Here is a 24,219-nt window from a genome sequence, read left to right as displayed (position 1 = left end):
AACTCACCTCCGGTCTTCCAGGATGTCGAGCAGTTCGGGTGACGCGCCGGCGCGTTGCGCCGACCGCAGTGAGAGGGCGCGGTAGCCGGCCGCGATCTGCGGATCGACTTCCTCGAGTACCCGCAGGTGCGTGGCCACCGCCTGGGAGTCGCCCCGTGCGACGGGCCCCGTCAGAGCCGACGGTCCGCGCCGCAGCGCGTTGTCGAGTGCCGCCGAGAGCAGCGGCTGCAGAACACGTTCGGCCAGACCGTTGGGCTCGTCGCCGATCAATTCCTGACCGAGCAGTTCCTGGCCTTCGAGCGCGACCCGCAGCGCGGCGACGGCGTCGACGACGAGCGTGACGAGATGATTGCTGCCGTGGGCGAGCGCGGCGTGGTAGAGCGGCCGCATGTCCTCGCGGACCCGGACGGGCTCCCCGCCGATCTCGAGCACCAGCGACTGCCCGATGGCGTACCCGATGTCGTCGGCGGCGGTGACGCCGAAACACGCGGACGAGAGACGGACGGTGTCCTCGTCGTGCCCGGTGAACGTCATCGCCGGGTGGATTGCGAGCGGCACGATGCCCTGCTCGGTGAGCGGTTGGAGGATTCCGATGCCGTTGGCTCCGGACGTGTGGGCCACGATCGCGCGGTTGGGGACAGCCCGGGTGGAGGCCAGGCCCGCGATCAGCGACGGCAGTTCGGCGTCGGGAACTGCGAGGATCAGCAGTTCCGAGCGCGCGGCGACCTCTGCCACCGGCAGGACCTCGGTCTCGGGGAGCCGGGTGCGTGCCCGGTGACGTGACGCGTCGGAAACCGCCGAGCAGGCGACGACGACGTGACCTGCCCGCTCCAACGCGGCACCGATTGCTGTACCGACCCGGCCGGCGGAGACGATTCCTACCGTCAACCTCGCAGGCGCAGGGCCATTAGTGATCCCGAAAGAGGTCACCTTCGTCCTCTCGTTCGTTCCAGTCCCGCTCGGCGGGTACCAGACGTTCCAGGTGAGGATAGCCCGGCTCGAACGCACCCCGCCATGCGCCGGCAGAGTGATATATGCCTCACACCGTGCGGGTTGTCCCGGGCGCGTCCGACGCTATTCGGCGCGGCGACGCCTGCCGCCGCCGGCTTGGGCGGACCCCGATACCGACTGCATGTTCGCCATGATCTCGGCGACGGACAGCCCGTTCGAATGCGCGCCGGACTGTTCTTCGTCCTCGGCCGCCCGCCGACGCCCGCGACGTCCCTCGGGTTCGGGTTCGGGCTCCGCTTCCGCCTCGACCTCGGGTTCGGGCTTCGGTGCGGGTTTCGATTCGGCCTTCGGTGCAGGCTTCGGTTCGGGCTTCGGTGCAGGCTTCGGCGCGGGCACCACCTCGGCGACGGGCTCCGGTTCCGGCTCGACCTCGATTTCGGGTTCGACTCGGCCGGCGTCGAGGGGCTCCACGATCGACGTCTCGGCGGTGACCGGATCGTCGTCCGGATTCGCGAACGGTTGCGACTGCTGAGCCGAACCGCTCTGATGCCCCGCCCCGGCGGCGTGTCCCGCACCCGGGACGTACAGGCCGGACGCGGCAGGCTGATAGCTGCTGTACGAGCCCCCGGCGAGTTCCTGCACACGCGTCGAATCCGCACGCAGCGCGATCCGTTCGGTCGGCATCGCGCCGTCGAACAACGCCTCGAGATTCTTGCGGAGCGACGAGAGCTCGGCCCGCAGCGCGGCAAGTTCGTCGGCGTCGGCGCGCACTTCGCTGCGCACCCGCTTCTCCACGGTGAGTTCGTATTCGCGCCGCGCCGAGATCTCCCGCTCCAGCTGCAACTCGTACACGGTCTGCAGATCGTTGACCTTCGCCTTGTCCAGCGCCGACTCGCGCCGGTACTTCGTCATCGCGATGGCACCGATCGTCGCGGCCCAGAGTGCCGCCACCAGGCCCACTCTCAGGAGTTGGACGCTGTCGCTGAAGATCAGGAACAGGGACGCGATCACCGCGAGAGCCAGCAACCCCGCAACGATCATCTGGCTCGCGCTGCGCCTGTTGCGGCGCGCAGACTTCAGGCGACCAGGATTCGTCATGGTGCCAGGGTACTTGGCCCACAAGGGTGCGCCGCGCATTCCATCCGACCTGCGGCGATCCCCCACAGTCCTAATGCGCCGGCTCGTCCGACGGGTCGTCGGGGGTGCGGCAGCAGTGTTCCAGCCACAGTGCCGCGCCGACGAGCGCCAATGCGGCGACGAGACCCACCCACGCTCCGGGGCTGTCCGAGACCGCCGCCCGGAGCACCGAACGCTGCGGAAGCAGGTACAGCAGGAAACCGCCCCACACGCCGGCCGTCGCCGCACCGACGAGCGCGGACGCCTTCGCGAGCGCCGCCACCCGGGCGGCGGTGATGGGGTGCAGCTGACGCGGGCCGTCGCCCACCTGATGATTGCTGACCCGGGATCGCACCATGAACGCGAGAACGACCTCGATCAGCGCGACCGGATACAGCGATGCCCCGGCGTACACGGGAATGGGGGGAAACGACCCGTAGAACACGCGAACCAGAATCCAGGTAGCGGCGAGGGCGAGAGCGGCCAGGAACAGCAGATCCCAGATCCGGGTGGGTTTCATCGTGCCCGTCGGTTCCGGCTTCATCGCGACCGCCGGTTCAGGACGAGGTCCGTCCGGCGCACACCGGCCCGTTCGTCCTCGTCCAGCAGTGCCAGCAGCGAGTCCACCCGGGTGCTCGCCCCGTCCACGGGCAGCACGGCCTCGGGGTCGACGTCCAGCCACGGAATCAGCACGAAGGCGCGTTCGTGCGCCCGCGGGTGCGGCAAGGTCAGTCCGGGGTCGTCGCTGCGAACGTCGCCGCACGTGACGACGTCGACGTCGAGCGTGCGCGGGCCCCACCGCTCGGTGCGCACCCGGTCGGCGGCCGTCTCTAGTTCCTGCCCGCGCCGCAACCAGCCGTAGCCGTCGAGCGCGGGGTCGTCGACGAGGACGACCGCGTTGAGGAAGTCCTGCTGCTCGACACCGCCCCACGGCGCCGTCGAGAACACCGCCGAGACGGCCACGACCGCGCCGTCGAGCCCGTCGAGGACGGACTGCAGATGGGCCAGGCTGTCGCCGACATTCGACCCGATCGACAGCACCGCGCGGCTCATGGCCTCGACCTGTGTGCAACCACCGCCACGTCCGCGAAGGTCAGCGGGATCGGCGCGGACGGCTTGTGCAACACCACCTCGGTGCTCCGGACGCGAGGGTCGGTCATCACCCCGTCCGCGATCTCCGCGGCCACGTTTTCAATGAGGTCCCGCGGCGGACCGGCGACGATCGCGGCCGCGCGCTCGGCCAGCCCGCCGTAGTCGAGGGTGTCGGCGAGGTCGTCCGACGCGGCCGCGACCGCGAGGTCCATCCAGACGGTGATGTCGACGTAGAAGTCCTGACCGTCCCGCTTCTCGTGTTCGAAGACGCCGTGGTTGCCACGAACCTTCAAGCCGCGCAACTCGATTCGATCACTCACGTCCGGCTGCACCCTTTGTCCAGGCCTCGGCCACAGCGATGGCGTCGAGGGACGCCTGCGCGTCGTGCACGCGCACTCCCCACGCGCCGTGCGTCGCGGCCAGCGCCGACACGACGGCCGTCGCGGTCTCCCGGCCTGCCGGTGGCCGGGGTTCGCCGTCCGCGTCCGCCAGCAGCGCGCCCAGGAATCGTTTGCGGGAGGCTCCGATGAGCACGGGGAAACCCAGCTCGTTGAATTCGGGCAGCGCCTTCAGCAGCGCCCAGTTGTGGTCGGCGTTCTTCGCGAAACCGAGACCCGGATCGAGCACCAGGGAACCCTGATCCACCCCGGCCTTCACGGCCAGGTCGACCTGGGTCATCAGTTCGTCCCGGACCTCCCGGACCACGTCGTCGTAATGGTCGGCGGTACCGCGGTGCACGTAGTCGGCAGCCGAACGCCAGTGCATCAGAATCCACGGCACCCCGGCGTTCGCGACGACCGACGCCATCGCCGCATCCGCGCGGCCACCGGCCACGTCGTTGATGATCGACGCGCCCGCCTCGATCGCGGCCTCCGCGACGGAGGACCGCATCGTGTCGACGCTGACGCAGATACCCTCGCGCACCAAGTCCGCGATCACGGGTGCGACCCGTGCGGCCTCGACGTCGGGATCGACCCGGGCCGCGCCGGGTCGGGTGGACTCGCCGCCGACGTCGACGATGTCGACGCCGAGACGCTTCAGCTCGAGACCGCGTTGTAGCGCCGCGTCGCGATCGAGGAAACGGCCCCCGTCGGAAAACGAATCGGTGGTGACGTTGAGGACGCCCATCACCACGGTTCGGCCCGGCGAGGGCAACTCGATCACGGTCACTTCCGCAGAATAAGGTCCAGAGCCTCGGAACGTGAGGCCGCGCTGGACTGGAGCAGACCACGCACCGCGGAGGTGGTGGTACTCGCACCGGGCTTGCGGATTCCCCGCATCGCCATGCACAGGTGCTCGGCCTCGATGACCACGATGGCGCCGCGCGGGTCGAGCTTGCGCATGACCGCATCGGCGATCTGGCTGGTCAGCCGCTCCTGGACCTGTGGACGCTTGGCGTACAGGTCGACGACGCGGGCCAGCTTCGACAGCCCCGTCACCTTGCCCGTCCGGCCGGGGATGTACCCGACGTGAGCGACGCCGTGGAACGACACGAGATGGTGCTCACACGTGGAGTACAGCGGGATGTCGCGGACCAGCACCAATTCCTGGTGCCCCTCGTCGAACGTCGTGTTCAGGACGGTGTCCGGGTCGGTGTAGAGGCCCGCGAAGACCTCCCGATACGACCGGGCAACCCGGGCCGGTGTGTCGCGGAGTCCGGGACGGTCCGGGTCCTCACCGATCGCGATCAGCAGTTCACGCACCGCCGCCTCGGCCCGCGGCTGATCGAACACCCGGCCTGTCTCGAGTGCGACGGGCTCACTACCGAGATGATTCACCGACAACCGAAACTCCTCCAGTACCGGGACCGACCGTCCCGAAGCAACAGCCTAGTGTCGGGCGGATCAGTTCGATCCGTCCGGTCCTTTCCAGGGCCTCGTCTGCGCGTCGTCGTCCCCGGTGCCGCGCTGCTCGTGCGGCGGGTTCCACTGGTTCCCCGGAGGACCCTGGTTACTCGGCCCCTGATTGCCGGGCCCCTGATTCACGGGACCCTGATTACCGGGGTACTGACCCTCCGGGTTCTGGTTGCCCGGATCGCGGGGCGGCCAGCCCGGAGCGGACCAGCCCGCGGGGGCGCCGTAATCGGGACGCGGCTGCGTCATCCCACCCTGCGGCCGGGTCGGCGCCGGCTGGGAGTAGCCGTTGGCGGGCGCCGGGTGCGGGTACTGCTGCTGAGGCGGGACCGGCTGCGACTGCTGCTGTGCGAACACCGGTTCGGGGTGCTGGGGCCACGGCTCACCACGCTCGACGGCGAGTTCCCGCGGCGTCTTGACCGGCGGCTTGTCGGACGGGGTCCGGTGGCCGAAGTCGTTGAACGCAGTGATGCGGGGGCGCTTCTCGACGCTGTGGAAGATCTTCTCGAGATCCTTGCGGGTGAGGGTCTCGCGCTCGAGCAGTTCGGTGGCCAGGATGTCCAGCACGTCGCGGTACTCGTTGAGGATGGCCCACGCCTCGGTGTGCGCGGCCTCGATGAGGTTGCGCACCTCCTCGTCGATCTCGCGCGCGACCTCGTGGGAGTAGTCGGACTGCTGACCCATCGAGCGGCCCAGGAACGGGTCGCCGCCCTCCTGCCCGTACCGCACCGCGCCCAGCTTGGCGCTCATGCCGTATTCGGTGACCATCGACCGGGCGATCTTCGTCGCCATGTCGATGTCGGAGGACGCGCCGGTGGTGGGCTCGTGGAACACGAGTTCCTCGGCCGCGCGGCCACCCATCGCCATCACGAGCCGGGCGATCATCTCGGACCGCGTCATCAGGCCCTTGTCGTCCTCGGGCACCGTCATCGCGTGACCGCCGGTGCGGCCGCGGGCGAGGATGGTGACCTTGTAGACGGGCTCGATGTCGGGCATCGCCCACGCGGCGAGAGTGTGCCCGCCCTCGTGGTACGCGGTGATCTTCTTCTCGTGCTCGCTGATGATGCGGCTCTTGCGGCGCGGACCGCCGACGACGCGGTCGACCGACTCCTCGAGCGCGGCCTCCGTGATGACGGTGCCGTTCTCGCGGGCCGTGAGCAGCGCGGCCTCGTTGATGACGTTCGCCAGATCGGCGCCCGACATTCCGACGGTGCGCTTGGCGAGGCCCTCGAGGTCGGCATGCTGGTCGATCGGCTTGCCCTGCGAGTGCACCTTGAGGATGGCGCGGCGACCGGCGAGGTCGGGGGCGCCGACCGGGATCTGCCGGTCGAAGCGGCCCGGGCGCAGCAGCGCCGGGTCCAGGATGTCGGGGCGGTTGGTGGCCGCGATCAGGATGATGCCGGTGCGGTCACCGAAACCGTCCATCTCGACCAGCAACTGGTTGAGGGTCTGCTCGCGCTCGTCGTGGCCGCCACCGAGGCCCGCGCCACGCTGGCGTCCGACGGCGTCGATCTCGTCGACGAAGATGATGCAGGGGCTGTTCTGCTTGGCCTGGTCGAACATGTCCCGCACACGGGACGCACCCACACCGACGAACATCTCGACGAAGTCCGAACCGGAGATCGTGAAGAAGGGGACCCCGGCCTCACCTGCCACCGCGCGGGCGAGCAGCGTCTTACCGGTTCCGGGCGGGCCGTAGAGCAGGACGCCCTTGGGAATCTTCGCGCCCAGTGCCTGGTAGCGCGCCGGATTCTGCAGGAAGTCCTTGATCTCGTAGAGCTCCTCGACGGCCTCGTCCGCACCCGCGACGTCGGCGAAGGTCGTCTTCGGCATGTCCTTCGACAGCTGCTTGGCCTTCGACTTGCCGAAGCCCATGACGCCGCCGCGACCGCCGCCCTGCATGCGGCTCATCACGAAGAAGAAGATGCCGAGCAGGATCACCATCGGCAGGACGAACAGCAGGATGGACGTGAGCCAGCTCTCCTGCGTGACCGTGGTGTTGTAGCTCTGCAGGCCCTTGTCGGAGATCTCGTTGAAGATCTGCTCGGACGCCGACGCCGGATACTTGGCGAGGATCTCGGTCTTGCCGTCGGTGGCGTCGTTGCCGTCCTTCAGCCACAGGCGCACCTGCTGCTCCCGGTCGTCGATCTGCGCCTTGTCGACGTTGTTGGCGTCGAGCTGCGCGATCGCCACCGAGGTGTCGACACTCTTGAATCCGCGCGTGTCGTTGCCGAAGTAGCTGAAGGCGTAGATCACCAGCAGGATGCCGGCGACTATCGCCAGGTTTCGAAACACAGTCTTACGGTTCATACAGGTCGGCCGAGCTGGCCGGTCCTTTCGAGAGTGCGGGTCTTCCGGGTGCGCCTTCCGGCTGCCAACCGGACAAACCAGGTTACCGCGAAGGCACCCCGGCGACTCCAGGTAGCAGCCAACCGCTGTCGCGAGCGGTCTCTCTTCTGTCAACGCACACGGAGGCCCATCGGTTCCCCGGGACTCGATCCGGATACGAATGTGCGGGGTTTCACCGGACGGGCGCGACCCTCGGCCAGCCGCCGACCCGCTCGATGTGGGCGGCGAGTGCCAGGATTCTCGCCTCACCGCCGGGCGGCGCCGCGATCTGCACGGCGAGCGGTGTGCCCGAATGCGAGTGCGTGCCGACCGGAACACTCGCCGCCGGCCAGCCGACGAGGTTCCACAACGCACTGAACGGGGCGTACCGCACATTGGCCACCACGTTCGACGCCCACGACCGCTCACTCCACGCCGTGGCCGCGAGCGGCGGCTGCGCGAGCGCGGGCGTGATGACGACGTCGTAGTTCTCGAAGAACTCGCGCAGCGACTCCTCGAGCTTGTCGACCTGCGCCGGGCGGACGAATCGGCCCAGTGCCCGGCCCAGCGCGACATGCCTGCGGGTCCGCGGTTGCAGTTGCCGCAGGTCGAGCCCTTTCGCGTCGGCGGCCGTTCCCGCGGTCCAGCGGGCGAGGACGGGAAGCAGGTTGACCGGGTACGGCAACGTCGCCGGTTCGACGTCGTGCCCCGAACCGGTCAGCTCCGTGCCGGCGCGGACGGCCGCGTCCCGCCACTGCGGGTCGACCGTGGCCAGGAACGTGGGCGAGCCTGAGGCCACCGCGATGCGCAGCGGCTCCGACGCGCCGATCCGGGCGAGGTCGGGACGGTCGGCGAGCACGGACAGCATCAGGGCGGCGTCGCCGACGGTCGTGGCCAGCGGCCCGTTCTCGGCCATCCCGAACCACGACGTGGCACCGAGCTCGGACGGCACGACCCCGCGGCCCGGTTTGATGCCGAACACCCCGCAGTTCGCCGCGGGGATGCGAATCGAACCCAGCCCGTCGGTCCCGTGGGACAGCGGCACCATTCCCGCGGCCACGGCAGCGGCGGCGCCCCCGGACGAACCACCGCAGGTCCGGGACAGGTTCCACGGGTTGCGGGTGATGTGGCCGGGCGCGTCGGTGGATCCCCACACCGCCAGTTCGGGGAGCGTCGTCAGTCCCACCACCACGGCTCCCGCCGCTTTCAGTCGTGCGACGACGGCGTGATCGGTAGCTCTCGGTTCAGCGCTGGTCGCCGTCGATCCCTCGCGCATCGGCAGTCCGGCCACGGGGATGACGTCCTTGATCGCGACAGGCACTCCCGCCAGCGGAAGAGTGGCCAGATCCGGTCGTCGTGACAGCGCTGCCGCGTCGGCTCTGGCCTGCTCCTCGAGGACGGTGACGAACGCCCGGATCTTGGGTTCACGCTCCGCGATGGCGGCGAGCGAGGCCTCCACGGCCTCCCCGGGGCTCGCGACGCCCGAGCGGACCTGCTCGGCGACGACGGCGGCGGGAGTGAACGGGGAATGCCCCATCTCACGAGTATATGGTGCCGCGGACCAGGGATTTCCAGTATTCGCGCTGGATGCGGTAGGTCTGCGGGGTTACCATTCGCTTGTCCCTGGTTGGGACTCTTCACACCGCTCCAGACAACTCGATGTGCCCAGAGAACCCGCCCAGTAGAACCCTCGATGTGCAATGAACAGAGGAAACGGGTCGGGCAGAGACGGATCGGCCGCTGGATCGGACTCTGCCGAACGAACCGTCGGAGCCACGAACTCCGAACAGACCAGCGAAGCGACGGTCGCGGCCGGCCCGTCGACGGTGACCGCTGAGCAAACCCTGTCGGCACTGACGATGACTGCCGAGCAGACCGCTGCTGCGGAACAGACCGCCGCCGCCGAGCGCACCGCACCCGCCGACCAGACCGCGACGGCCGCTCCGACCGTGACGGCCCGGCAACCGGACACACTCATCACGACGCCGCCGAGCAGCGCGGCTCTCGACGACGTGGAGGTCGGGCAGCAGGTCGACGACTTCGACCTGCTGATGGGTCTGGGTAGCGGCGCGTTCGGCCGGGTCTTCCTGGCACGCCAGCGGTCGATGCAGCGGCTCGTCGCGGTGAAGATCTCGCACGACAAGGGAAACGAGCCGCAGACCCTCGCGCAACTCGACCACGACTACATCGTGCGGGTGTTCGACCAGCGGTTGCTCGAGGACCGGCAGCTGCGCCTCCTGTACATGCAATACCTGCCGGGCGGCACGCTGCTGCGGGTTCTGCGTCGTGTCCGCGTCACCCCGGAACAGGACCGGAACGGCAGGCTCCTGCTGGACGTGGTCGACGAGGAGATGCGGGAGAAGGGCGAGATCAGGCCCACCGACTCGAGTGTGCGGGACGAGATCGCATCGCTGACGTGGCCGGAGACGATCGCGTGGCTGGGACGGCGACTGGCCGAGGCCCTCGACTACGCAGGCAAACGCGGCGTCCTGCACCGCGACATCAAACCCGCCAACATCCTGCTGACGGCGGAGGGCGTGCCCAAGCTCGCCGATTTCAACATCAGTTTCAGCGACACCGTCACCGGGGCGTCCCCGCTCGCCTACTTCGGCGGTTCCCTCGCCTACATGTCCCCCGAGCAACTCGAGGCGTGTCACCGCGGAATGCCCGGAACGGCGGCGGACCTCGACACCCGCAGCGACATCTTCGCGCTCGGCGTGATGCTGTGGGAGCTGATGTGCGGACGGCGCCCGTTCCAGGACGAGGACGTGTCGAGCGAGTCGCTCGCCGCACTCGAGGCGATGCTCAACAGCCGCAGCCGCGACGTCGACCCGGAATTCCTGAACCAGTTGCCCGCCGACTGCCCGCCGTCGCTGCGCCGGGTACTGCTGACGTGTCTGGCGCCCAAGCCGGCGGACCGGTGGTCGTCCGGCGCCGAACTGGCCCAGCAGTTCGACCTGTGCCTGAACCCGCGGGCCCGTGATCTCGTCGATCCGCCGCCGAACAGTTGGCGCATGCGGTTGCGCCGGTTCGCGCTGCCGATTCTGGTGATCGGTATCGCGGTGCCGAACGCCCTGGCCGGCGCGTACAACTACCACCACAACAAGATGCTGATCATCAGCAATCTGACGCCGCAGGCCCAGCAGTCGTTCGAGGGGATCCAGCTGGTGATCAACTCGATCGCGTTCCCGCTGGGCGCGATCCTGCTGCTGTACTGGTGCCGGTATCCGCTGCTCGTTCCGCGGGGGCTGCGGAAGGGAAAGACGTACGACCGTCAGGCGCTGGCCCGTGCCCGCACCGACACGTTGCTGCTCGGCGACCGCGTGGTGCTGGTGGTGTTCGGGTTGTGGCTCATCGCGGGGATCGCCTACCCGATTTCGCTGCAGCTCGCGGCGGGGAACGTGCCACCGGGGGCGTATGTGCACTTCATCGCGTCACTGATCGTGTGCGGCGCCGTGTCGGTGGCGTACCCGTTCTTCGTGGTCGCGTTCTTCGCGGTGCGCTGCATCTACCCGACCCTGTTGCCGCAGGACATCGCCAGCAGCGCCGACGCCCACAAGCTGCGGGGTCTCGACCGTCGCAGCACGCTGTACCTGGCCGTGGCCGCGTCGGTTCCGCTGGCCGGGGTGGCCGGGGTGACGTTCCTGTCGCCCGACGAGATCACGCTGGTGATCATCGCGGTCCGCATCCTGTGCGTCGGCGGCATCTTCGCGTTCGTCGGCGTGTACTGGCTGTTCCGGCAGCTGGAGCAGGACCTCCGGGCGCTGGAGCTGGCCGTGTCCCACGACCCCGTCCGCTGACGGGTCGAACTCAGCCGCCGTAGACGGACGGCTCGAGCGTTCCGATGTACGGCAGGTCGCGGTACCGCTCGGCGTAGTCGAGGCCGTAACCGACGACGAATTCGTTGGGAATGTCGAAGCCGACGTTCGCGACGTTGACGTCGACCTTGATGGCGTCGGGCTTGCGCAGCAGGGTGACGACCTCGAGCGAGGCGGGGTTACGGCTGGACAGGTTGCGCATCAGCCAGGACAGCGTGAGACCGGAGTCGATGATGTCCTCGACGATCAGCACGTGCCGGCCGGCGATGTCCTTGTCGAGGTCCTTGAGGATGCGGACGACGCCGGACGACGACGTGGAGGACCCGTAGGAGCTGACGGCCATGAATTCCATCTGGGTGGGGATGGGAAGGGCCCGCGCGAAGTCGGTCATGAAGAAGATGGCGCCCTTGAGGACACCCACCAGGAGCAGATCCCCTTCCGGGGCGCCCTCCGGGTAGCGCTTGGCGATTTCCTCGGCGAGTTCGACGGTACGTCGACGAATCTCGTCCTCGGAGATCAGTACCGATGCGATGTCGCCTTCGTACACGCGATCAAACCCTTCGTTGGTCGTCCAATCCGACGTTCAGCCTGCCACGTCGTCGGCGGACCACCAACCTCGCGTCCGGTGTTCCGCCCCCGACCGCCACGTGTCCCTGCCCGCGCCACCGCGCGACGAGGTCGTCCACGGCCCGCAGTTGGGTGTCTCCGAGCCCGCGCGCCCCCGCTCCCAGCAGCCAGCTGCGCAGAACCCGCCGCCGCACGGGTGGGGCCGACAGCGCGAGGAGAGCCGCGTCGATTTCGCCGTCCACCACGACTTTCGCTGCAAGGTCGGCGGCCGCCGCGTCGAGCACGGCCCCCTCTTCCCGCAGATGCTCGCCAGTGCGGGCCAGGGCGCCGGCCACACCGCCGCCCAGGACGTCCTCGAGCAGCGGCAGCACCTCGGTGCGCAACCGCACCCGCACGAAGTCGGGTGACGAATTGTGCGGATCCTCGTGCGGGGCGAGGCCCAGCTCCGCGCAGGCCTGCCGGGTCATCGCACGCCGCACGTCCAGCAGCGGTCGTCCCCACGGACTGTCGTAAGCGCTCATCCCCCAGATGGATCGGCCGCCCGAACCGCGCGACAGCCCCAGCAGCACCGTTTCGGCCTGGTCGTCGAGGGTGTGTCCGAGCAGCACCGGGCGGGTTCCGCGGGCCGCGTCGAGGGCGCGGTACCGGGCCTGCCGGGCGGCGGCCTCGAGCCCACCGGGCCCGGTGACGTCGACGGGGAGCACCTCGGCGGTCGCGCAGCCGAGGACCCGCGCACGTGCGGCCGCTTCCCCGGCCACGTCAGCCGACCCCGGCTGCAGCCGGTGATCGACGACCAGGGCGCGGACCGAACGCGCCTCCGCGGCCGCCGCCGCCGTCAGCGCGAGCGAGTCGGCGCCGCCCGACAGCCCTACCGCGACGTCACCGTCCGGGGCGTGCGCCGCGATCCACCGCCGCACGGCGTGACGAACCTCGAGGATCGCCGGCTCCTCGGGAAGCAGCATCTCCCGGATCAGCCCAGTACCCGGGACACCCAGGCGTCGGGATGGTCGATCTCCGCGAGTCGGGGCAGGGTGTCGGGGCCGGTCCAGACGACGTTGAACCGTTCCATCCCGACCTTGTCCACGACGGCGTCGACGAACGCCTTGCCGCGCACGTACTGCGCCATCTTCGCGTCCATCCCGAGCAGCGCCCGGATGACGCGCTGCACGGGGTTGCTCTTGCGGCGGCGCCGGTTGTCGAACGCGGCGCGGATGGCGGCCACCGACGGCACGACGGCGGGTCCGACCGCGTCCATCACGTGATCCGCGTGTCCCTCGAGGAGGGTGCCGAGCACCAGGAGCCGGTCGAGTGCCTCGCGCTGCGGCTCGGCCTGGGTGGCGCGCAGCAGTCCGACGATGCCGCCGGGTGCGCCGGACTCGTCCGGTTCGGTGTGCCCCCGGTCGCGGATCGCCGCGGAGAGCCGGCCGACGATGTCGGCGACGGATTCGTCGTCGGCGGATCCGAGGGTCTCCACCGACTGCTGCATGTACCCGGTGAGCCACGGCGACGAGGAGAACTGCACCCGGTGCGTCACCTCGTGCAGGCACACCCACAACCGGAAGTCGCTGGGCTGCACCCGCAGTGTCCGCTCGACGGACACCACGTTGGGCGCGACCAGCAGCAGGGTCCCGTTGTCACCGGTGAACGGGTCGTACTGGCCGAGGATCGCCGAGGACAGGTACGCGAGCATCGCCCCGGCCTGGATGCCCGCCGGTTTGCCGACCAGCAGGCCGGGAGCGGCGTCGCCGCCCGTGAGTTGCGACATCGAGTGCGCCGCGGCGTGGATCCAGCCCGCCCGGTCGAGGATCTGCGCGGTCGGGACGGGCAGCCCGTCCGCGAGGCCGGTCACCTCCCGGACGGGCAGTTCGGCGCGCATCGACGCGTCGGCCAGTTCCGCGACCACGGTCTCGGCCGTGTACCGCGACGTGGCCGGGCCGCTGCGAGCGAGTTTCACCCCGGTCCTCGCTGCGAGGTTCCAGTCGACGGCGCCGCGGAAGGCGTTTCCCTCGGCGGCCATCACTGACACCCGCACGTGCGGAGCGCAGCCGCCAGTGCGTCGAGGGCGGGACGACTGACCTCCGGCGGCCGGTCGTTGGACATCAGCGCGAACGTGAGAACCCGCCCGTTCTGATCCACCACGTACCCGGCGAGGGCGCTGGCCGTGGACAGGGTGCCGGTCTTCGCCCGCACCCATCCGGCGCCGGTGCGGTTCCCGGAGGCGTACCGGTCCGACAGGCTGCCCGTGGCGCCTGCCACCGGCAGGTAGTCGAGCATCGGCCGGAGCGCGGGTTTGCCGTCACCCGCGGCGGCCGTCAGGACCTGGTCGAGCAGTTGCGGTGCGATCCGGTCGTCGACGGACAATCCGCTGGCGTCGTGCAGCGTGAGCCCCGACAGGTCGAATCCGGCGCCGGACAGCGTCCGGCCGATGGCCGCGACGGCTCCCGTGAACGATGCTTCCGCGCCCGCATTCATGGCAACCTCCCGCCCGATCGCTTCGGCCAGCACATTGTCCGAGTGTTCCATCATCTGCTGCAATCGGTCGCGCAGCGGCGCGGACTGCACGCTGGCGACGGTGGCCGCACCGGGCGCCGCGACACCGGACGCGACCGCGGACGGGTCGATGCCGAGCGCACCGGCGAGCGTTCGCCCGGCGTCCAGTGCGGGCGTCGAACTGCGCGGCGACTCGTCGACGAGTGGGTCGGACCGGCCGCCGTCGATCATGATCGGTTCGGTGGGGGTGATGAATCCGGCACCGACGTCGGTCGGGAACCACCCCTGCGCCATGGTGTCGCCCGAATAGATGCTCGTGTCGACGACGATGCTCGTCGCCTGGATGCCCGCATTCCGGATCTGATCGGCGAGTTGCGAGATGTGCGCCGCGCCCGGGTAGTAGCCGTTCTCGCCGACCGGTTTCGCGGTGAGGGTGGGATCGCCACCGGCGACCAGGACGATCTGGCCGGGAGCCGACCCCTGCACCACCGTCGTCGACACGCGGTGATCGGACGGCAGCGACAGCAGCGCGGATCCTGCGGTGAGGACCTTCGTGGTCGACGCGGGCGTCATCGGGGTCTGCGGGTTGACGCTCCACAACACCTGACCGGTGACCGCGTCGGCCACGGTTCCGCTGAACTTGCCGAGGTCCGGGTTGGCGGCGGCCGGACCGACGGCCGCGGCAATTCCCTGCGCCGACGGAATGGGGGCGTCGTCCGGGACCGGCGTGACCTGCGGGGCCGCGATGATCGGCGCAGGTTCCGGGGCGATCGTCAGTTCACCCCGGCCCGCCGACGCGTTGTGTGCAGTCACCGCGACCACCAGAACAGCCGCCATCGCGAGCACCACGACGACGACCGACGCGAACAGGATTCGCATGTTCCGACGGTGGCGTCCCGCCAACGAGCCCATCTTCTTCTTTCCCTGGCCCGGCAACGCGCCTCCGTCTTTACTGTGATTCGTGGGTGGTCAGACTCCCAACCTTATCCTCGACCCGATATCCTCTCCCCGAATCATCATCGACACGACAGCGAGGAATCGGCGTGGAGTTCGACGTCACCATCGAGATCCCCAAGGGTCAGCGAAACAAGTACGAGGTCGACCACGTGACCGGTCGCGTGAAGCTGGACCGCTACCTGTACACCGCGTTCGGCTACCCGGCCGACTACGGCTTCATCGACAACACCCTCGGCGAGGACGGCGACCCGCTGGACGCGCTGGTCCTGCTCCCCGAGTCCGTGTTCCCCGGCGTCATCGTCGAGGCACGCCCGGTCGGCATGTTCAAGATGGTCGACGAGGCCGGCGGCGACGACAAGGTGCTGTGCGTTCCGGCGGGCGATCCGCGCTGGGATCACATCCAGGACATCGGCGATGTCCCGCAGTTCGAACTGGACGCCATCAAGCATTTCTTCGTCCACTACAAGGACCTCGAGCCGGGCAAGCACGTCGAGGCCGCCGACTGGGTCGGGCTGGCCGAGGCGAAGGCCGAGGTCGAGGCGTCACTGAAGCGTCTGAAGGACAACGGCGGGCACTGAGTTTCCCGACGATTACGCCGACGGCGTCCGGCTCCCGGTCACGGGGTGAGCTGGGCGCCGTCGTCGCATCCGGACCGCGTCAGTCCGGGGTGACGATCGCGAAGTTCGCGTCGCCCGGCTCCAGCAGTGCGGCGAGGCGGGCGAGGACCGATCCGTCGCCGCTCACCTCGATGCCGGCCTTCGCGAGGTCGTCGGCGGACAGGGATCCGAGGGCGAGCGCAGGCAGTGCCTTCTTCGTCGTGGTGAGCGTTGCGTCGGCGTCGCCTTTCTGTGGACGGGGGCTGTATGTCAGCACTCCGTTGGCGAGCAGCAGGCGGTAGCGTTCGTCGGCGTCGGTGAGGACGACGTCGATCGACAGCTTCTCGTCCCACGCCTTCGGGCCGTGAACCTGAATCGCGATGGCGTCGAAGAGCATCGACGGCGTCAGCTGCGCCACGACGTCAGGCGCCGCGGTCTCGGTGGGGGTACCGAAATTGCCCTCGCGCAGTTCGGTCGTGCCCGAGAGGTACCAGCTGCGCCAAGTACCGTTCTCGGCCCCGTAACCGAGTTGCTCGTACGTGTCGGCGAGCAGCGCTCGTGCCTCGGCATGGTCGGGTTGTGCGTAGACGACATGGTTCACGACCTGCGCGACCCAGCGGAAGTCACCCGCGTCGAACGAGTCGCGTGCCTTGGCGACCACCGCGTCCGCGCCGCCCATGAACTCGACGTACCGCTTCGACTGCTCGACCGGGGTGTGCTCCCACAGGCTGGCCGGGTTGCCGTCGAACCAGCCGAGATAGCGCTGGTAGATCGCCTTCACGTTGTGGCTGACCGAACCGTAGTAGCCGCGGGCGCTCCACGTGTTCTCGAGCGCGGGCGGCAACTGCATCTGTTCGGCGATCTCGGGTCCCGTGAAGCCCTTGTTCATCAACCGCAGAGTCTGGTCGTGCACGTAGGCGTACAGATCGCGTTGGCTCGTCAGGAACTCGACCACCCGCTCGGCACCCCAGGTGGGCCAGTGGTGCGAGGCGAACACGACCTCGGCATCGCCGCCGAACAGGTCGATCGTCTCCGTGAGGTAGCCCGCCCAGCCGTGGGGGTCGCGGACCACCGCGCCGCGCAGGGTCAGCAGGTTGTGGAACGTGTGGGTCGCGTCCTCGGCCGCGCACAGCGCCTTGAAATCCGGGAAGTAGATGAGCATCTCCGACGGAGCTTCGGTGTCGGGCGCCATCTGGAAGACCATGCGCACGCCGTCGACGGTTTCCTCGTGGCCGGTGGTCGTGACGAGGTCGGTCGGCGCGATGAGGGTGACGGTTCCGATCGACACGGTCTGCCCGAGGCCGGCGCCGACCTGGCCCTGCGGTCCGCGGGCGAGTGCCGCCCCGTACATGTAGCCGGCGCGACGGCCCATCGCTGTCCCCACATACACGTTCTCGGAGACGGCATGCTCGACGAACCCCTCGGGCGCGAAGATCTTCACGGTGCCCGCGTCCACCTCGTCCTGGGACACGAATCCTTTGACGCCACCGAAGTGGTCGACGTGGGAGTGCGTGTAGATGACGGCCTTCACGGGGCGGTCGCCGCGGTGTTGCCTGTACAGCTCCAGCGCGGCCTTGCCTGTCTCGGCGGAGAGCAGGGTGTCGACCACGATCACGCCCTCGTCCCCCTCGATGAACGAGGTGTTCGACAGGTCCAGGCCGCGCACCTGGTAGACGCCGGGCACGACCTCGAACAGACCGGCGACCGCGACCAGCTGGGATTGACGCCACAGGCTCGGGTTCACGGTGTCGGGGGCATCACCGTCGAGGAAGGCATAGGTGTCGTTGTCCCACAAGACCGTTCCGCCGTCGGCCTTCACGGCGTTCGGCTCGCGCCGGGCGACGAGACCTCGGTTCGCATCGTCGAAATCTTGGGTGTCGGAGAACGGCAGGCGTTCACGGAGGACGTGTTGTTGCCGGACGATCGATTCCGATGGCGGATTCGGTGCGGGAGACATGATTTCAGCGTGCCAGCGATCGCCCCTCGACGGCGCTCGAATCAACGCATCCGAGCAATTTCATCCTCTACGGGTGAGACTGGGCTCGGCGCGGTGACGACGCCGGAACAGTCGCAGGTTCCCGGGGATCCGGGGGTACATGGGTGGGTAGACGAACGTCAGGACTGCGGCCAGGGTGAAGTAGCTGCGGAGCAGGCGGAAGCAGAGGTAGGCGGGGATGTACTTCACCGAATCGGGCCGCCAGATCAGGCAGACGATCACGGTCATGATCATGGACATGCCCAGCAACGTGGCGACGATGGGCTGCCAGCGCAGCGACGTGAACGTCGTGTGGAATGCGAATCCTGCGATCGCCGCGTAGATGAGCAGCGGCGCGAGCATGGCACGACGCGCGGCGTTGACCAGATTGAACGGCAGGACGAAGGTGCCGATCATCGTGCGCCGGTCCAGCAGGACCGCCCGGTTGCGTGCAGCGAGGTGGTAGATGCTGCGGAACCACCGGGTGCGCTGCTCACGGAGGTGGGCATAGGACGCCGGTGTTTCGCTGTAGTACACGGCTTTCGGATCGGCCACGTTGTGGAAACCCGCCGCCGCGAGGCGCATGCAGATGTCGGCGTCCTCACCGTTAATCCCCTGCACCATGCCGCCCACCCGAAGGACCTGACGGCGCCCAGGTGACCGTGAGATACCCCTCGGGCAGGTCCACCGGGACGGTCTCGTAGCCGTACACCCCCATGGCCCCCAGGTGGACGACATGAATGTCGATGCCGGCCTGGACAACCGCGGCCAGCAGGTGTGTGTGGCGTTGAGATTATTGTCGATCGTGTACCGCTTGTGGGGCGGCGATTTCATCGAATACGGCGCCGACCGCTGTTCGGCGAAGTGCACCAAGGCGTCCGGGCACAGGTCGATGAGCAGTTCGGTCATCACGTCGTAGTCGTGGGCCACGTCCAACTCCACGACGGCGATCTCGCGTCCGGACACCTCGTGCCACGCGTCGACCCGCTCGGCGAGGGAACGGATCGGGGCCAACGACTGCACCCCGAGTTCGTCGTCCGCCCGCCGGCGAACGAAATCGTCGACGATCGTGACGTCGTGCCCGCTCGCCGACAGGTGGAGCGCACTCGGCCAACCGCAGAACCCGTCACCTCCCAGCACCACTACCCGCATGTGAGCTCCCTCCTCAGTCCACCCCCCACCTCACGCGCCCCGCGCCGATTCGTTCGGAACGAGCCGGAAACCTCGTGTGCGAATTACTCAGCTTTTGCCCCGCGCCGTCTTCTTCGCATCACCCTCGAGCGGTGATAACGATTTTGGGAACTCATTACCTTGTGGTCGGCTCCACGTCATTCGACGGGCAGACGCGAACCGACGGTGTGGACGATCTGCAACTCGGGGTGCCAGGGCACCAGCGCATCGACGGAGTCCTGCAGCGCGCTGACCGGGGGCAACTGCTCCGGGCCGAGGACGTCGACGGTCGCGACGTGGCCTTGCCAGGACACATCGGTGACCTGTGCCCCGGGAACGTCGTCCAGCCACTGCTGCGCCGCGGTCGCGATCTGGCGGGCCCACAGCGACGACAGGGAGTTGACCACCATTGGGATCGCGACAGCCACCAGTGCGGCCGCGAGCACGACGTACGCCCGGCCGCGCCGGCCGCCTACCCCCGTGTCCGCCTCGGCCGCGTATCCCGCGGCGACGAACACGACACTCGAGGTGATGATCATGGCCAGGACATTCGACGCGAACAGCACGAACGCCCCCACCGCAAGGGCCGGCGCACCGGAACCCAGGCAGACCCCGACCACCGCCAGTGGCGGGACCAGGGAAATCGCGATGGCGACACCGGGCAGGACGTCGCCGACATCGCGGCGCGCGGCGGCGATGGCACCGACCAGACCCGTGGCGAGTGCGGCCGTCAGGTCCATCAATGTCGGTGACGTACGCCCGAGCACCTGCGAATTCGTCAGCACATTGGTGGGATTCGGCACCAACTGCGCGATCACCGCGCCGAGGACGACGACGAGCACGACACCGAGCCCCACCATGAGAAGGCTTTTGCCCACCAGCGAGGCCCGGCCGGTGGTAATTCCCAGCCCGACGCCGAGGATGGGTGTCGACAGTGGCGCGACGATCATGGCGCCGATCACGGTGGCCGTGGAGTCCCCGACGACGCCTGCCACCGCGATGATCGCCGACAGCGTCAACATCGCCCAGAACGCGGACCTCTTCGCGGAGCGGTCCCCCGAGGACAGGTTGAAGCGATCGTCGAGTTCGGTCAACGTCCGACGTTGGGTCTCCGGAACCAGCATCATCCGATCGCTCCTGTTCGGAGTCGGCACGCCCCTCAATGGACTGGCCGTTCTTCGATACTGGCCCGCACAGCCGAGTGCTGGCCTCACCCGGCGGGGATGAAGCGGCCGACCGCGAAAGGCTCATGATGACCGGACCGACGGTTCGCCGGGCGCCGTGGAAGGAGCCGAGCATGATCATCCCCCGGGCGGTCCTGGGCCCCGACGGCACCTCGGAACTCTACGCACCGGCCTGCCGAATCGGATGAGCGGGCTCTCCCGCCGCCTGCGCGCCCTGGTGCCCCGGGAGCGGATGACCCGCACGGACGTGATCGCCGGTCTCCCCGGCGCCATCGGCAGCGTTCCGGACGGTATGGCCTCCGGTGTCCTGGCGGGTGTCAGTCCCGTGCACGGCCTGTACGCCAGCATGGCAGGCAGGCTGTTCGGCGGGCTGTCCACCAGCACCAAGCTGATGATCGTGACCACGACGAGCGCATCGGCGCTGGCAGCCGGATCGGCGTTGACGAACGTCGCACCCGACGACCGGCCGTCGGCACTGGTGCTGCTGACCCTCATCGGCGGCGTTGTCATGATCGCTGCCGCACTACTGCGGCTGGGCCGGTACACACGATTCGTGTCGCATTCGGTGATGACCGGTTTTCTGATGGGTATCGCCGCCAACATCATCTTCGGACAATTGCCGACGCTGCTCGGGACGGACGCCGAGGGGCAGGTCGCGTTGACGAAAGCTGTGGATGCGCTCGCTCGTCCCGGTGAGATCGACGGGCCGTCGCTGGTGCTGGGACTCACTGCCCTCGTCCTCATGGCGGGCCTCGGCCGAACGCGCCTGAGACTGTTCGCGTCGCTGGCAGCGCTGATCGTGCCGACCCTGCTCATGGTCGTCTTCGGCTGGGGATCGGTCACCCGCGTATCGGATGTGGGGGTGATCGCGACCGGATTCCCGCTGCCGCATCTACCGGACGCGACCGTGCTCACTCCCAGTCTCATCAGTGGATCGGTCGCCGTCGCGGTCATCGTGCAGGGTGCAGGGTGCAGGGTGCAGGTGTCGCCGAAGCCGTTCCGAACCCCGATGGTTCACGGTCCGAACCCAATCGGAATTTCACCGGCCAGGGCATCGGCAACGTGGCTGCCGCGCTGTTTCGCGGTATGCCGGTCGGAGGATCGGTGAGCCAGACCGCGCTCAACAACGCCGCCGGGGCGCGCACCCGCTGGGCGTCGATCTGGTCCGGGATCTGGATGCTGGCGATCCTCGTGGCGTTCGCGGGTGTGGTCGGGCAGGTTCCGATGCCGACACTCGCGGCGATCTTGATCATCGCCGCCGTCGGGTCCCTCGATGTCACCCGGGTCATGGCGATCTGGAGTAGCGGATTCACCTCTCGGATCGCGCTCACCACCACGTTCGTCGCCACGCTTCTACTTCCCGTCACCGCGGCGGTGGGGATCGGCGTCGCGCTGTCGCTGGTGTTGCAGCTCAATCAGGAGGCGATGGACCTGAAAGTCGTCCGCCTCCGGGTGATGGGCGACCGGCTGTTGGAGGACCCCGCACCGAAACATTTGTCCGACAACGAGATCGTCATCCTCGATGTCTACGGCAGCCTCTTCTATGCGGGCGCGCGCACGCTCCAGGCGCGGCTCCCCGGCCCCGCAGCAGCCCGGTCGCCGGTGGTGATCCTCCGACTCCGCGGCCGCACAACCGTCAGCGCCACCTTCCTCACCGTGATCGCCGACTACGCCCGGCGACTCGACGCGGTCGGCGGACAACTCTGTCTGAGCGGTGTGGATCCGCGGATCCGCGACCTGTGGACCGACGACCTGTTGGCCACGCAGGGAATCGCGATCGAGTTCTTCACGGCCACCCCGATCATCGGTGAATCGACCCTCGCCGCCTATGCCCAGGCGCGGGTGCGGGTGCATCGCGGGGACGACGCGTGATCGAGCGCAGCATGAAGTGACGTGAAGTGATCAGAGTCTGCGGAGGCGTTGGTGCGCATCCGCATACTCGTGATCGAGCCTGTCCACGATCTCCGCCGCGGGGACCACGGCGTCGACGGCGCCGATTCCCTGTCCGGCGCCCCAGATGTCGCGCCACGGCTTGGCTTCCGGCTTCGCAGCGGTGTCGGCGTCCTCACCGATGCCGAAGTTCATGGCGGAGGGGTCGGACACGGCGAGGTTGTGCGGGTCGAGTCCGGCGGCCTCGATGCTGCCGCGCAGGTAGTTGCCGTGCACGCCGGTGAAGAGGTTGGAGTAGACGATGTCGGAGGCGGTGGAGTCGACGATCATCTGCTTGTAGCCCTGATCGGCGTTGGCCTCTTCGGTGGCGATGAACGCGGAGCCGATGTAGGCGAGGTCGGCGCCGGCGGCCTGGGCGGCGAGGACGGAGCGGCCGTGGGCGATGGAGCCGGACAGCAGGACCGGTCCGTCGAACCATTCGCGGATCTCCTGGAGCAGCGCGAACGGGGACAGGGTGCCCGCGTGCCCGCCCGCACCGGCGGCGACGGCGATGAGCCCGTCGGCGCCCTTGTCGACGGCCTTCTTCGCGAACTTGTTGTTGATGACGTCGTGGAGGACGATGCCGCCGTAGGAGTGGACGGCGTCGTTGACGTCGGCGCGGGCGCCGAGGGAGGTGATGACGATCGGGACCTGGAATTCGACGATGGTGGCGAGGTCCTCGTCGAGGCGGTCGTTGCTCTTGTGGACGATCAGGTTGACCGCGTAAGGGGCGGAAGGGGTCTCGGGGTTGTTGGCGTCGTGCTTGGCGAGTTCCTCGGTGATCCGGGTGAGCCACTCGCGCAGGACGGGCTGCGGTCGCGCGTTGAGGGAGGGGAACGACCCGACGATGCCGGCGGTCGACTGGGCGATCACCAGGTCGGGTCCGGAGACGATGAACATCGGCGACGCGACCACGGGCAGGCGAAGCCGGTCTTGCAGGATGGGGGGCAGGCTCACGAGCGTTTCTCCAGGATTCAGGACGTCGAGGGGCAGCGCCGCGGTTGTGCACCGGCGCTGCCCCGGTTCGGTGGCCGGTTACGCCGTGAGATTTTCGAAGATGGTCGCGTTGGCCATGCCACCGGCCTCGCACATGGTCTGCAGCCCGTACCGCATCCCCTCGGTCTGCAGGTGGTGCACGAGGGTGGTGGCCAGCCGGGCTCCGGAACCGCCGAGGGGGTGGCCCAGGGCGATGGCGCCGCCGAGCGGGTTGACTCGTTCGCGGCGCGCGCCGGTGTCGGTGAGCCAGGCCTCGACCACGCTCGCGAACGCCTCGTTGACCTCGAAGGCGTCGATGTCGTCGAGGTCCAGCCCGGCCATCCCGAGTGCCTTCCTCGTTGCCGGGATCGGTCCGGCCAGCATGGTGACCGGGTCGTCGCCCACCACGGTGGCGGTGTGCACCCGCGCGAGGGGTGTCAGACCGAGTTGCCGCGCCCATTCGCTGGTGGTGACCAGCAGCGCGGCGGCACCGTCGGAAATCTGGGATGCGTTGCCCGCGGTGACCCGGCCCTCGTCGTCGAAGGCAGGTTTGAGGGCTCCGAGTGCGTCGAGTGTGGAGTTACGGCGGATGCCCTCGTCGGCGGTGAGGGTGGTGCCGTCGGGTAACTCGACCGGGGCGATCTGTTTGACGAATCGGCCGTCGTCGGCGGCCTGCGCTGCGCGACGGTGTGATTCGAGGCTGTACTCGTCGAGTCGGGTGCGGCTGAGGTCGTACCGCGTGGCCAGGATTTCGGCGCCGGTGACCTGATTGAAATCGACGTTGCCGTACCGGTGGGAGACGGTGGGGCCGAAGGGGACACCTGGTCCCGCCCTGCGGGCCGAGCCCATCGGCACCCGGGTCATCGACTCGACACCACCGGCGACGACGACGTCGGCGTGGCCGGCGATGACCGAGGCGGCGGCGAAGTGGATCGCCTGCTGGCTCGAGCCGCATTGACGGTCGACGGTGGTGCCGGGGATGTGTTCGGGCCATCCGGCGGCGAGGACGGCGCTGCGGGCGATGTTGGCCGATTGTTCCCCGACCTGGCCCACACATCCCCACACGGCGTCGTCGACCACGTCGACGTCGAGTCCGGTCCGTTCGATCAGGGCGGTGAGCACCACCGCCGACAGGTCGACGGGATGGATGTCCTTCAGGGCTCCGTTGCGGCGGCCGACGGGTGTTCGTACCGCTTCGACGATGACTGCGTCACGCAT

22 protein-coding genes and 2 pseudogenes are annotated in these 24,219 nt (G+C 68.8%); 5 read left to right on the top strand and 19 right to left on the bottom strand.

Annotated elements, in window-relative coordinates:
* Nucleotides 1-3: 3 nt before the first annotated feature.
* The 9 genes from ACFTWF_RS18835 to ACFTWF_RS18795 all read right to left on the bottom strand — a co-directional run bounded on the left by ACFTWF_RS18835 (nt 4) and on the right by ACFTWF_RS18795 (nt 8,877).
* Entirely contained in the window at nt 4-930 is a 927-nt protein-coding gene (locus tag ACFTWF_RS18835) for a Rossmann-like and DUF2520 domain-containing protein (RefSeq protein WP_378462704.1), read from the bottom strand.
* A 144-nt stretch (nt 931-1,074) separates the two neighbouring features.
* Complete coding sequence (locus ACFTWF_RS18830; RefSeq protein ID WP_378462703.1) at nt 1,075-2,049, bottom strand: DUF6779 domain-containing protein; 975 nt, start codon at nt 2,047-2,049, stop codon at nt 1,075-1,077.
* A gap of 70 nt (nt 2,050-2,119) precedes the next feature.
* Nucleotides 2,120-2,587, bottom strand: a complete 468-nt coding sequence (locus ACFTWF_RS18825; RefSeq protein ID WP_378462899.1) for a DUF3180 domain-containing protein — start codon at nt 2,585-2,587, stop codon at nt 2,120-2,122.
* 20 nt (nt 2,588-2,607) lie between these two features.
* The gene (gene folK, locus ACFTWF_RS18820; protein WP_378462702.1) at nt 2,608-3,120 is read right to left on the bottom strand and encodes a 2-amino-4-hydroxy-6-hydroxymethyldihydropteridine diphosphokinase; all 513 of its coding nucleotides are present in this window, start codon (nt 3,118-3,120) and stop codon (nt 2,608-2,610) included.
* A complete protein-coding gene (folB, locus tag ACFTWF_RS18815) occupies nt 3,117-3,479 on the bottom strand; it encodes a dihydroneopterin aldolase (protein ID WP_378462701.1) in 363 nt (120 codons plus the stop codon). The genes folK and folB overlap by 4 nt, the downstream gene beginning before the upstream one ends.
* On the bottom strand, nt 3,472-4,329 hold the full coding sequence (gene folP / locus ACFTWF_RS18810) for a dihydropteroate synthase (RefSeq protein ID WP_378462700.1): 858 nt from the start codon (nt 4,327-4,329) through the stop codon (nt 3,472-3,474). The genes folB and folP overlap by 8 nt, the downstream gene beginning before the upstream one ends.
* A complete protein-coding gene (folE, locus tag ACFTWF_RS18805; RefSeq protein ID WP_043826734.1) occupies nt 4,326-4,943 on the bottom strand; it encodes a GTP cyclohydrolase I FolE in 618 nt (205 codons plus the stop codon). Before folE ends, folP begins: the two co-directional genes overlap by 4 nt.
* 60 nt (nt 4,944-5,003) lie before the next feature.
* Entirely contained in the window at nt 5,004-7,322 is a 2,319-nt protein-coding gene (gene ftsH, locus ACFTWF_RS18800; protein ID WP_378462699.1) for an ATP-dependent zinc metalloprotease FtsH, read from the bottom strand.
* 211 nt (nt 7,323-7,533) lie between these two features.
* Nucleotides 7,534-8,877 (bottom strand): amidase, encoded by a 1,344-nt coding sequence (locus tag ACFTWF_RS18795; protein WP_378462698.1) that lies wholly within the window; start codon nt 8,875-8,877, stop codon nt 7,534-7,536.
* A 163-nt stretch (nt 8,878-9,040) separates the two neighbouring features.
* Here ACFTWF_RS18795 and ACFTWF_RS18790 point away from each other — a divergent pair, with 163 nt between their 5' ends.
* A complete protein-coding gene (locus ACFTWF_RS18790; protein ID WP_378462697.1) occupies nt 9,041-11,140 on the top strand; it encodes a serine/threonine-protein kinase in 2,100 nt (699 codons plus the stop codon).
* A gap of 10 nt (nt 11,141-11,150) precedes the next feature.
* Here the strand turns inward: ACFTWF_RS18790 and hpt are convergent, their stop codons facing one another.
* From hpt to dacB, 4 genes are read right to left on the bottom strand one after another with little or no spacing between them, the layout of a single operon-like run.
* Nucleotides 11,151-11,705, bottom strand: coding sequence for a hypoxanthine phosphoribosyltransferase (gene hpt, locus ACFTWF_RS18785; RefSeq protein ID WP_005244976.1), 555 nt, complete (start codon nt 11,703-11,705; stop codon nt 11,151-11,153).
* Between the two features lie 4 nt (nt 11,706-11,709).
* On the bottom strand, nt 11,710-12,687 hold the full coding sequence (gene tilS / locus ACFTWF_RS18780) for a tRNA lysidine(34) synthetase TilS (protein ID WP_378462696.1): 978 nt from the start codon (nt 12,685-12,687) through the stop codon (nt 11,710-11,712).
* An 8-nt stretch (nt 12,688-12,695) separates the two neighbouring features.
* A complete protein-coding gene (locus tag ACFTWF_RS18775; protein WP_378462695.1) occupies nt 12,696-13,742 on the bottom strand; it encodes a zinc-dependent metalloprotease in 1,047 nt (348 codons plus the stop codon).
* Entirely contained in the window at nt 13,742-15,127 is a 1,386-nt protein-coding gene (gene dacB / locus ACFTWF_RS18770) for a D-alanyl-D-alanine carboxypeptidase/D-alanyl-D-alanine-endopeptidase (RefSeq protein ID WP_378462898.1), read from the bottom strand. The genes ACFTWF_RS18775 and dacB overlap by 1 nt, the downstream gene beginning before the upstream one ends.
* A 131-nt stretch (nt 15,128-15,258) precedes the next feature.
* On the opposite strand from dacB, the gene ACFTWF_RS18765 reads away from it, so the two are divergent.
* On the top strand, nt 15,259-15,750 hold the full coding sequence (locus tag ACFTWF_RS18765; RefSeq protein WP_185727237.1) for an inorganic diphosphatase: 492 nt from the start codon (nt 15,259-15,261) through the stop codon (nt 15,748-15,750).
* 79 nt (nt 15,751-15,829) lie between these two features.
* Here the strand turns inward: ACFTWF_RS18765 and ACFTWF_RS18760 are convergent, their stop codons facing one another.
* From ACFTWF_RS18760 to ACFTWF_RS18745, 4 genes and pseudogenes are all read right to left on the bottom strand, one after another.
* The gene (locus ACFTWF_RS18760) at nt 15,830-17,725 is read right to left on the bottom strand and encodes an alkyl/aryl-sulfatase (protein WP_378462694.1); all 1,896 of its coding nucleotides are present in this window, start codon (nt 17,723-17,725) and stop codon (nt 15,830-15,832) included.
* Between the two features lie 60 nt (nt 17,726-17,785).
* The gene (locus ACFTWF_RS18755; protein ID WP_378462897.1) at nt 17,786-18,328 is read right to left on the bottom strand and encodes a glycosyltransferase; all 543 of its coding nucleotides are present in this window, start codon (nt 18,326-18,328) and stop codon (nt 17,786-17,788) included.
* A gap of 67 nt (nt 18,329-18,395) precedes the next feature.
* Nucleotides 18,396-18,895, bottom strand: a pseudogene (locus tag ACFTWF_RS18750) (NAD-dependent epimerase/dehydratase family protein); the annotation flags it as partial.
* 176 nt (nt 18,896-19,071) lie between these two features.
* Nucleotides 19,072-20,040: a DUF389 domain-containing protein gene (locus tag ACFTWF_RS18745; RefSeq protein WP_378462693.1), complete on the bottom strand. Its 969-nt coding sequence runs from the start codon at nt 20,038-20,040 to the stop codon at nt 19,072-19,074.
* Nucleotides 20,041-20,281: 241 nt separating this feature from the next.
* Here ACFTWF_RS18745 and ACFTWF_RS18740 point away from each other — a divergent pair, with 241 nt between their 5' ends.
* The 3 genes and pseudogenes from ACFTWF_RS18740 to ACFTWF_RS18730 all read left to right on the top strand — a co-directional run bounded on the left by ACFTWF_RS18740 (nt 20,282) and on the right by ACFTWF_RS18730 (nt 21,969).
* Nucleotides 20,282-21,205 carry a SulP family inorganic anion transporter gene (locus ACFTWF_RS18740; RefSeq protein ID WP_378462692.1) on the top strand — a complete coding sequence of 308 codons (924 nt, stop codon included), beginning with the start codon at nt 20,282-20,284 and terminating at the stop codon, nt 21,203-21,205.
* Nucleotides 21,142-21,339 (top strand): annotated as a pseudogene (locus ACFTWF_RS18735) (SulP family inorganic anion transporter); the annotation flags it as partial. The gene ACFTWF_RS18740 and the pseudogene ACFTWF_RS18735, both read left to right, overlap by 64 nt.
* Nucleotides 21,322-21,969, top strand: a complete 648-nt coding sequence (locus ACFTWF_RS18730; protein ID WP_378462896.1) for an STAS domain-containing protein — start codon at nt 21,322-21,324, stop codon at nt 21,967-21,969. The pseudogene ACFTWF_RS18735 and the gene ACFTWF_RS18730, both read left to right, overlap by 18 nt.
* A gap of 30 nt (nt 21,970-21,999) precedes the next feature.
* Here ACFTWF_RS18730 and ACFTWF_RS18725 read toward each other — a convergent pair whose 3' ends face one another.
* Together ACFTWF_RS18725 and ACFTWF_RS18720 are read right to left on the bottom strand one after the other, a co-directional pair.
* Nucleotides 22,000-22,983 (bottom strand): NAD(P)H-dependent flavin oxidoreductase, encoded by a 984-nt coding sequence (locus ACFTWF_RS18725; protein WP_378462691.1) that lies wholly within the window; start codon nt 22,981-22,983, stop codon nt 22,000-22,002.
* A gap of 78 nt (nt 22,984-23,061) precedes the next feature.
* Nucleotides 23,062-24,219 (bottom strand): thiolase family protein, encoded by a 1,158-nt coding sequence (locus tag ACFTWF_RS18720; RefSeq protein ID WP_378462690.1) that lies wholly within the window; start codon nt 24,217-24,219, stop codon nt 23,062-23,064.

Source organism: Rhodococcus sp. NPDC056960 (assembly GCF_042674125.1).
GTDB lineage: Bacteria > Actinomycetota > Actinomycetes > Mycobacteriales > Mycobacteriaceae > Rhodococcus_F.
Note: the sequence above shows the minus strand (reverse complement) of the source record. Positions and strands in the feature narration are given on the sequence as shown.

Coding starts and splice junctions, on each gene's coding strand:
- ACFTWF_RS18830 (WP_378462703.1), bottom strand. CDS start 2,049: ATGACGAATCCTGGTCGCCTGAAGTCTGCGCGCCGCAACAGGCGCAGC.
- ACFTWF_RS18825 (WP_378462899.1), bottom strand. CDS start 2,587: ATGAAACCCACCCGGATCTGGGATCTGCTGTTCCTGGCCGCTCTCGCC.
- folK (WP_378462702.1), bottom strand. CDS start 3,120: ATGAGCCGCGCGGTGCTGTCGATCGGGTCGAATGTCGGCGACAGCCTG.
- ftsH (WP_378462699.1), bottom strand. CDS start 7,322: ATGAACCGTAAGACTGTGTTTCGAAACCTGGCGATAGTCGCCGGCATC.
- ACFTWF_RS18795 (WP_378462698.1), bottom strand. CDS start 8,877: ATGGGGCATTCCCCGTTCACTCCCGCCGCCGTCGTCGCCGAGCAGGTC.
- ACFTWF_RS18790 (WP_378462697.1), top strand. CDS start 9,041: ATGAACAGAGGAAACGGGTCGGGCAGAGACGGATCGGCCGCTGGATCG.
- tilS (WP_378462696.1), bottom strand. CDS start 12,687: ATGCTGCTTCCCGAGGAGCCGGCGATCCTCGAGGTTCGTCACGCCGTG.
- ACFTWF_RS18775 (WP_378462695.1), bottom strand. CDS start 13,742: ATGGCCGCCGAGGGAAACGCCTTCCGCGGCGCCGTCGACTGGAACCTC.
- dacB (WP_378462898.1), bottom strand. CDS start 15,127: ATGGGCTCGTTGGCGGGACGCCACCGTCGGAACATGCGAATCCTGTTC.
- ACFTWF_RS18760 (WP_378462694.1), bottom strand. CDS start 17,725: ATGTCTCCCGCACCGAATCCGCCATCGGAATCGATCGTCCGGCAACAA.
- ACFTWF_RS18755 (WP_378462897.1), bottom strand. CDS start 18,328: ATGCGCCTCGCGGCGGCGGGTTTCCACAACGTGGCCGATCCGAAAGCC.
- ACFTWF_RS18745 (WP_378462693.1), bottom strand. CDS start 20,040: ATGATGCTGGTTCCGGAGACCCAACGTCGGACGTTGACCGAACTCGAC.
- ACFTWF_RS18740 (WP_378462692.1), top strand. CDS start 20,282: ATGAGCGGGCTCTCCCGCCGCCTGCGCGCCCTGGTGCCCCGGGAGCGG.
- ACFTWF_RS18730 (WP_378462896.1), top strand. CDS start 21,322: ATGCCGACACTCGCGGCGATCTTGATCATCGCCGCCGTCGGGTCCCTC.
- ACFTWF_RS18720 (WP_378462690.1), bottom strand. CDS start 24,219: ATGCGTGACGCAGTCATCGTCGAAGCGGTACGAACACCCGTCGGCCGC.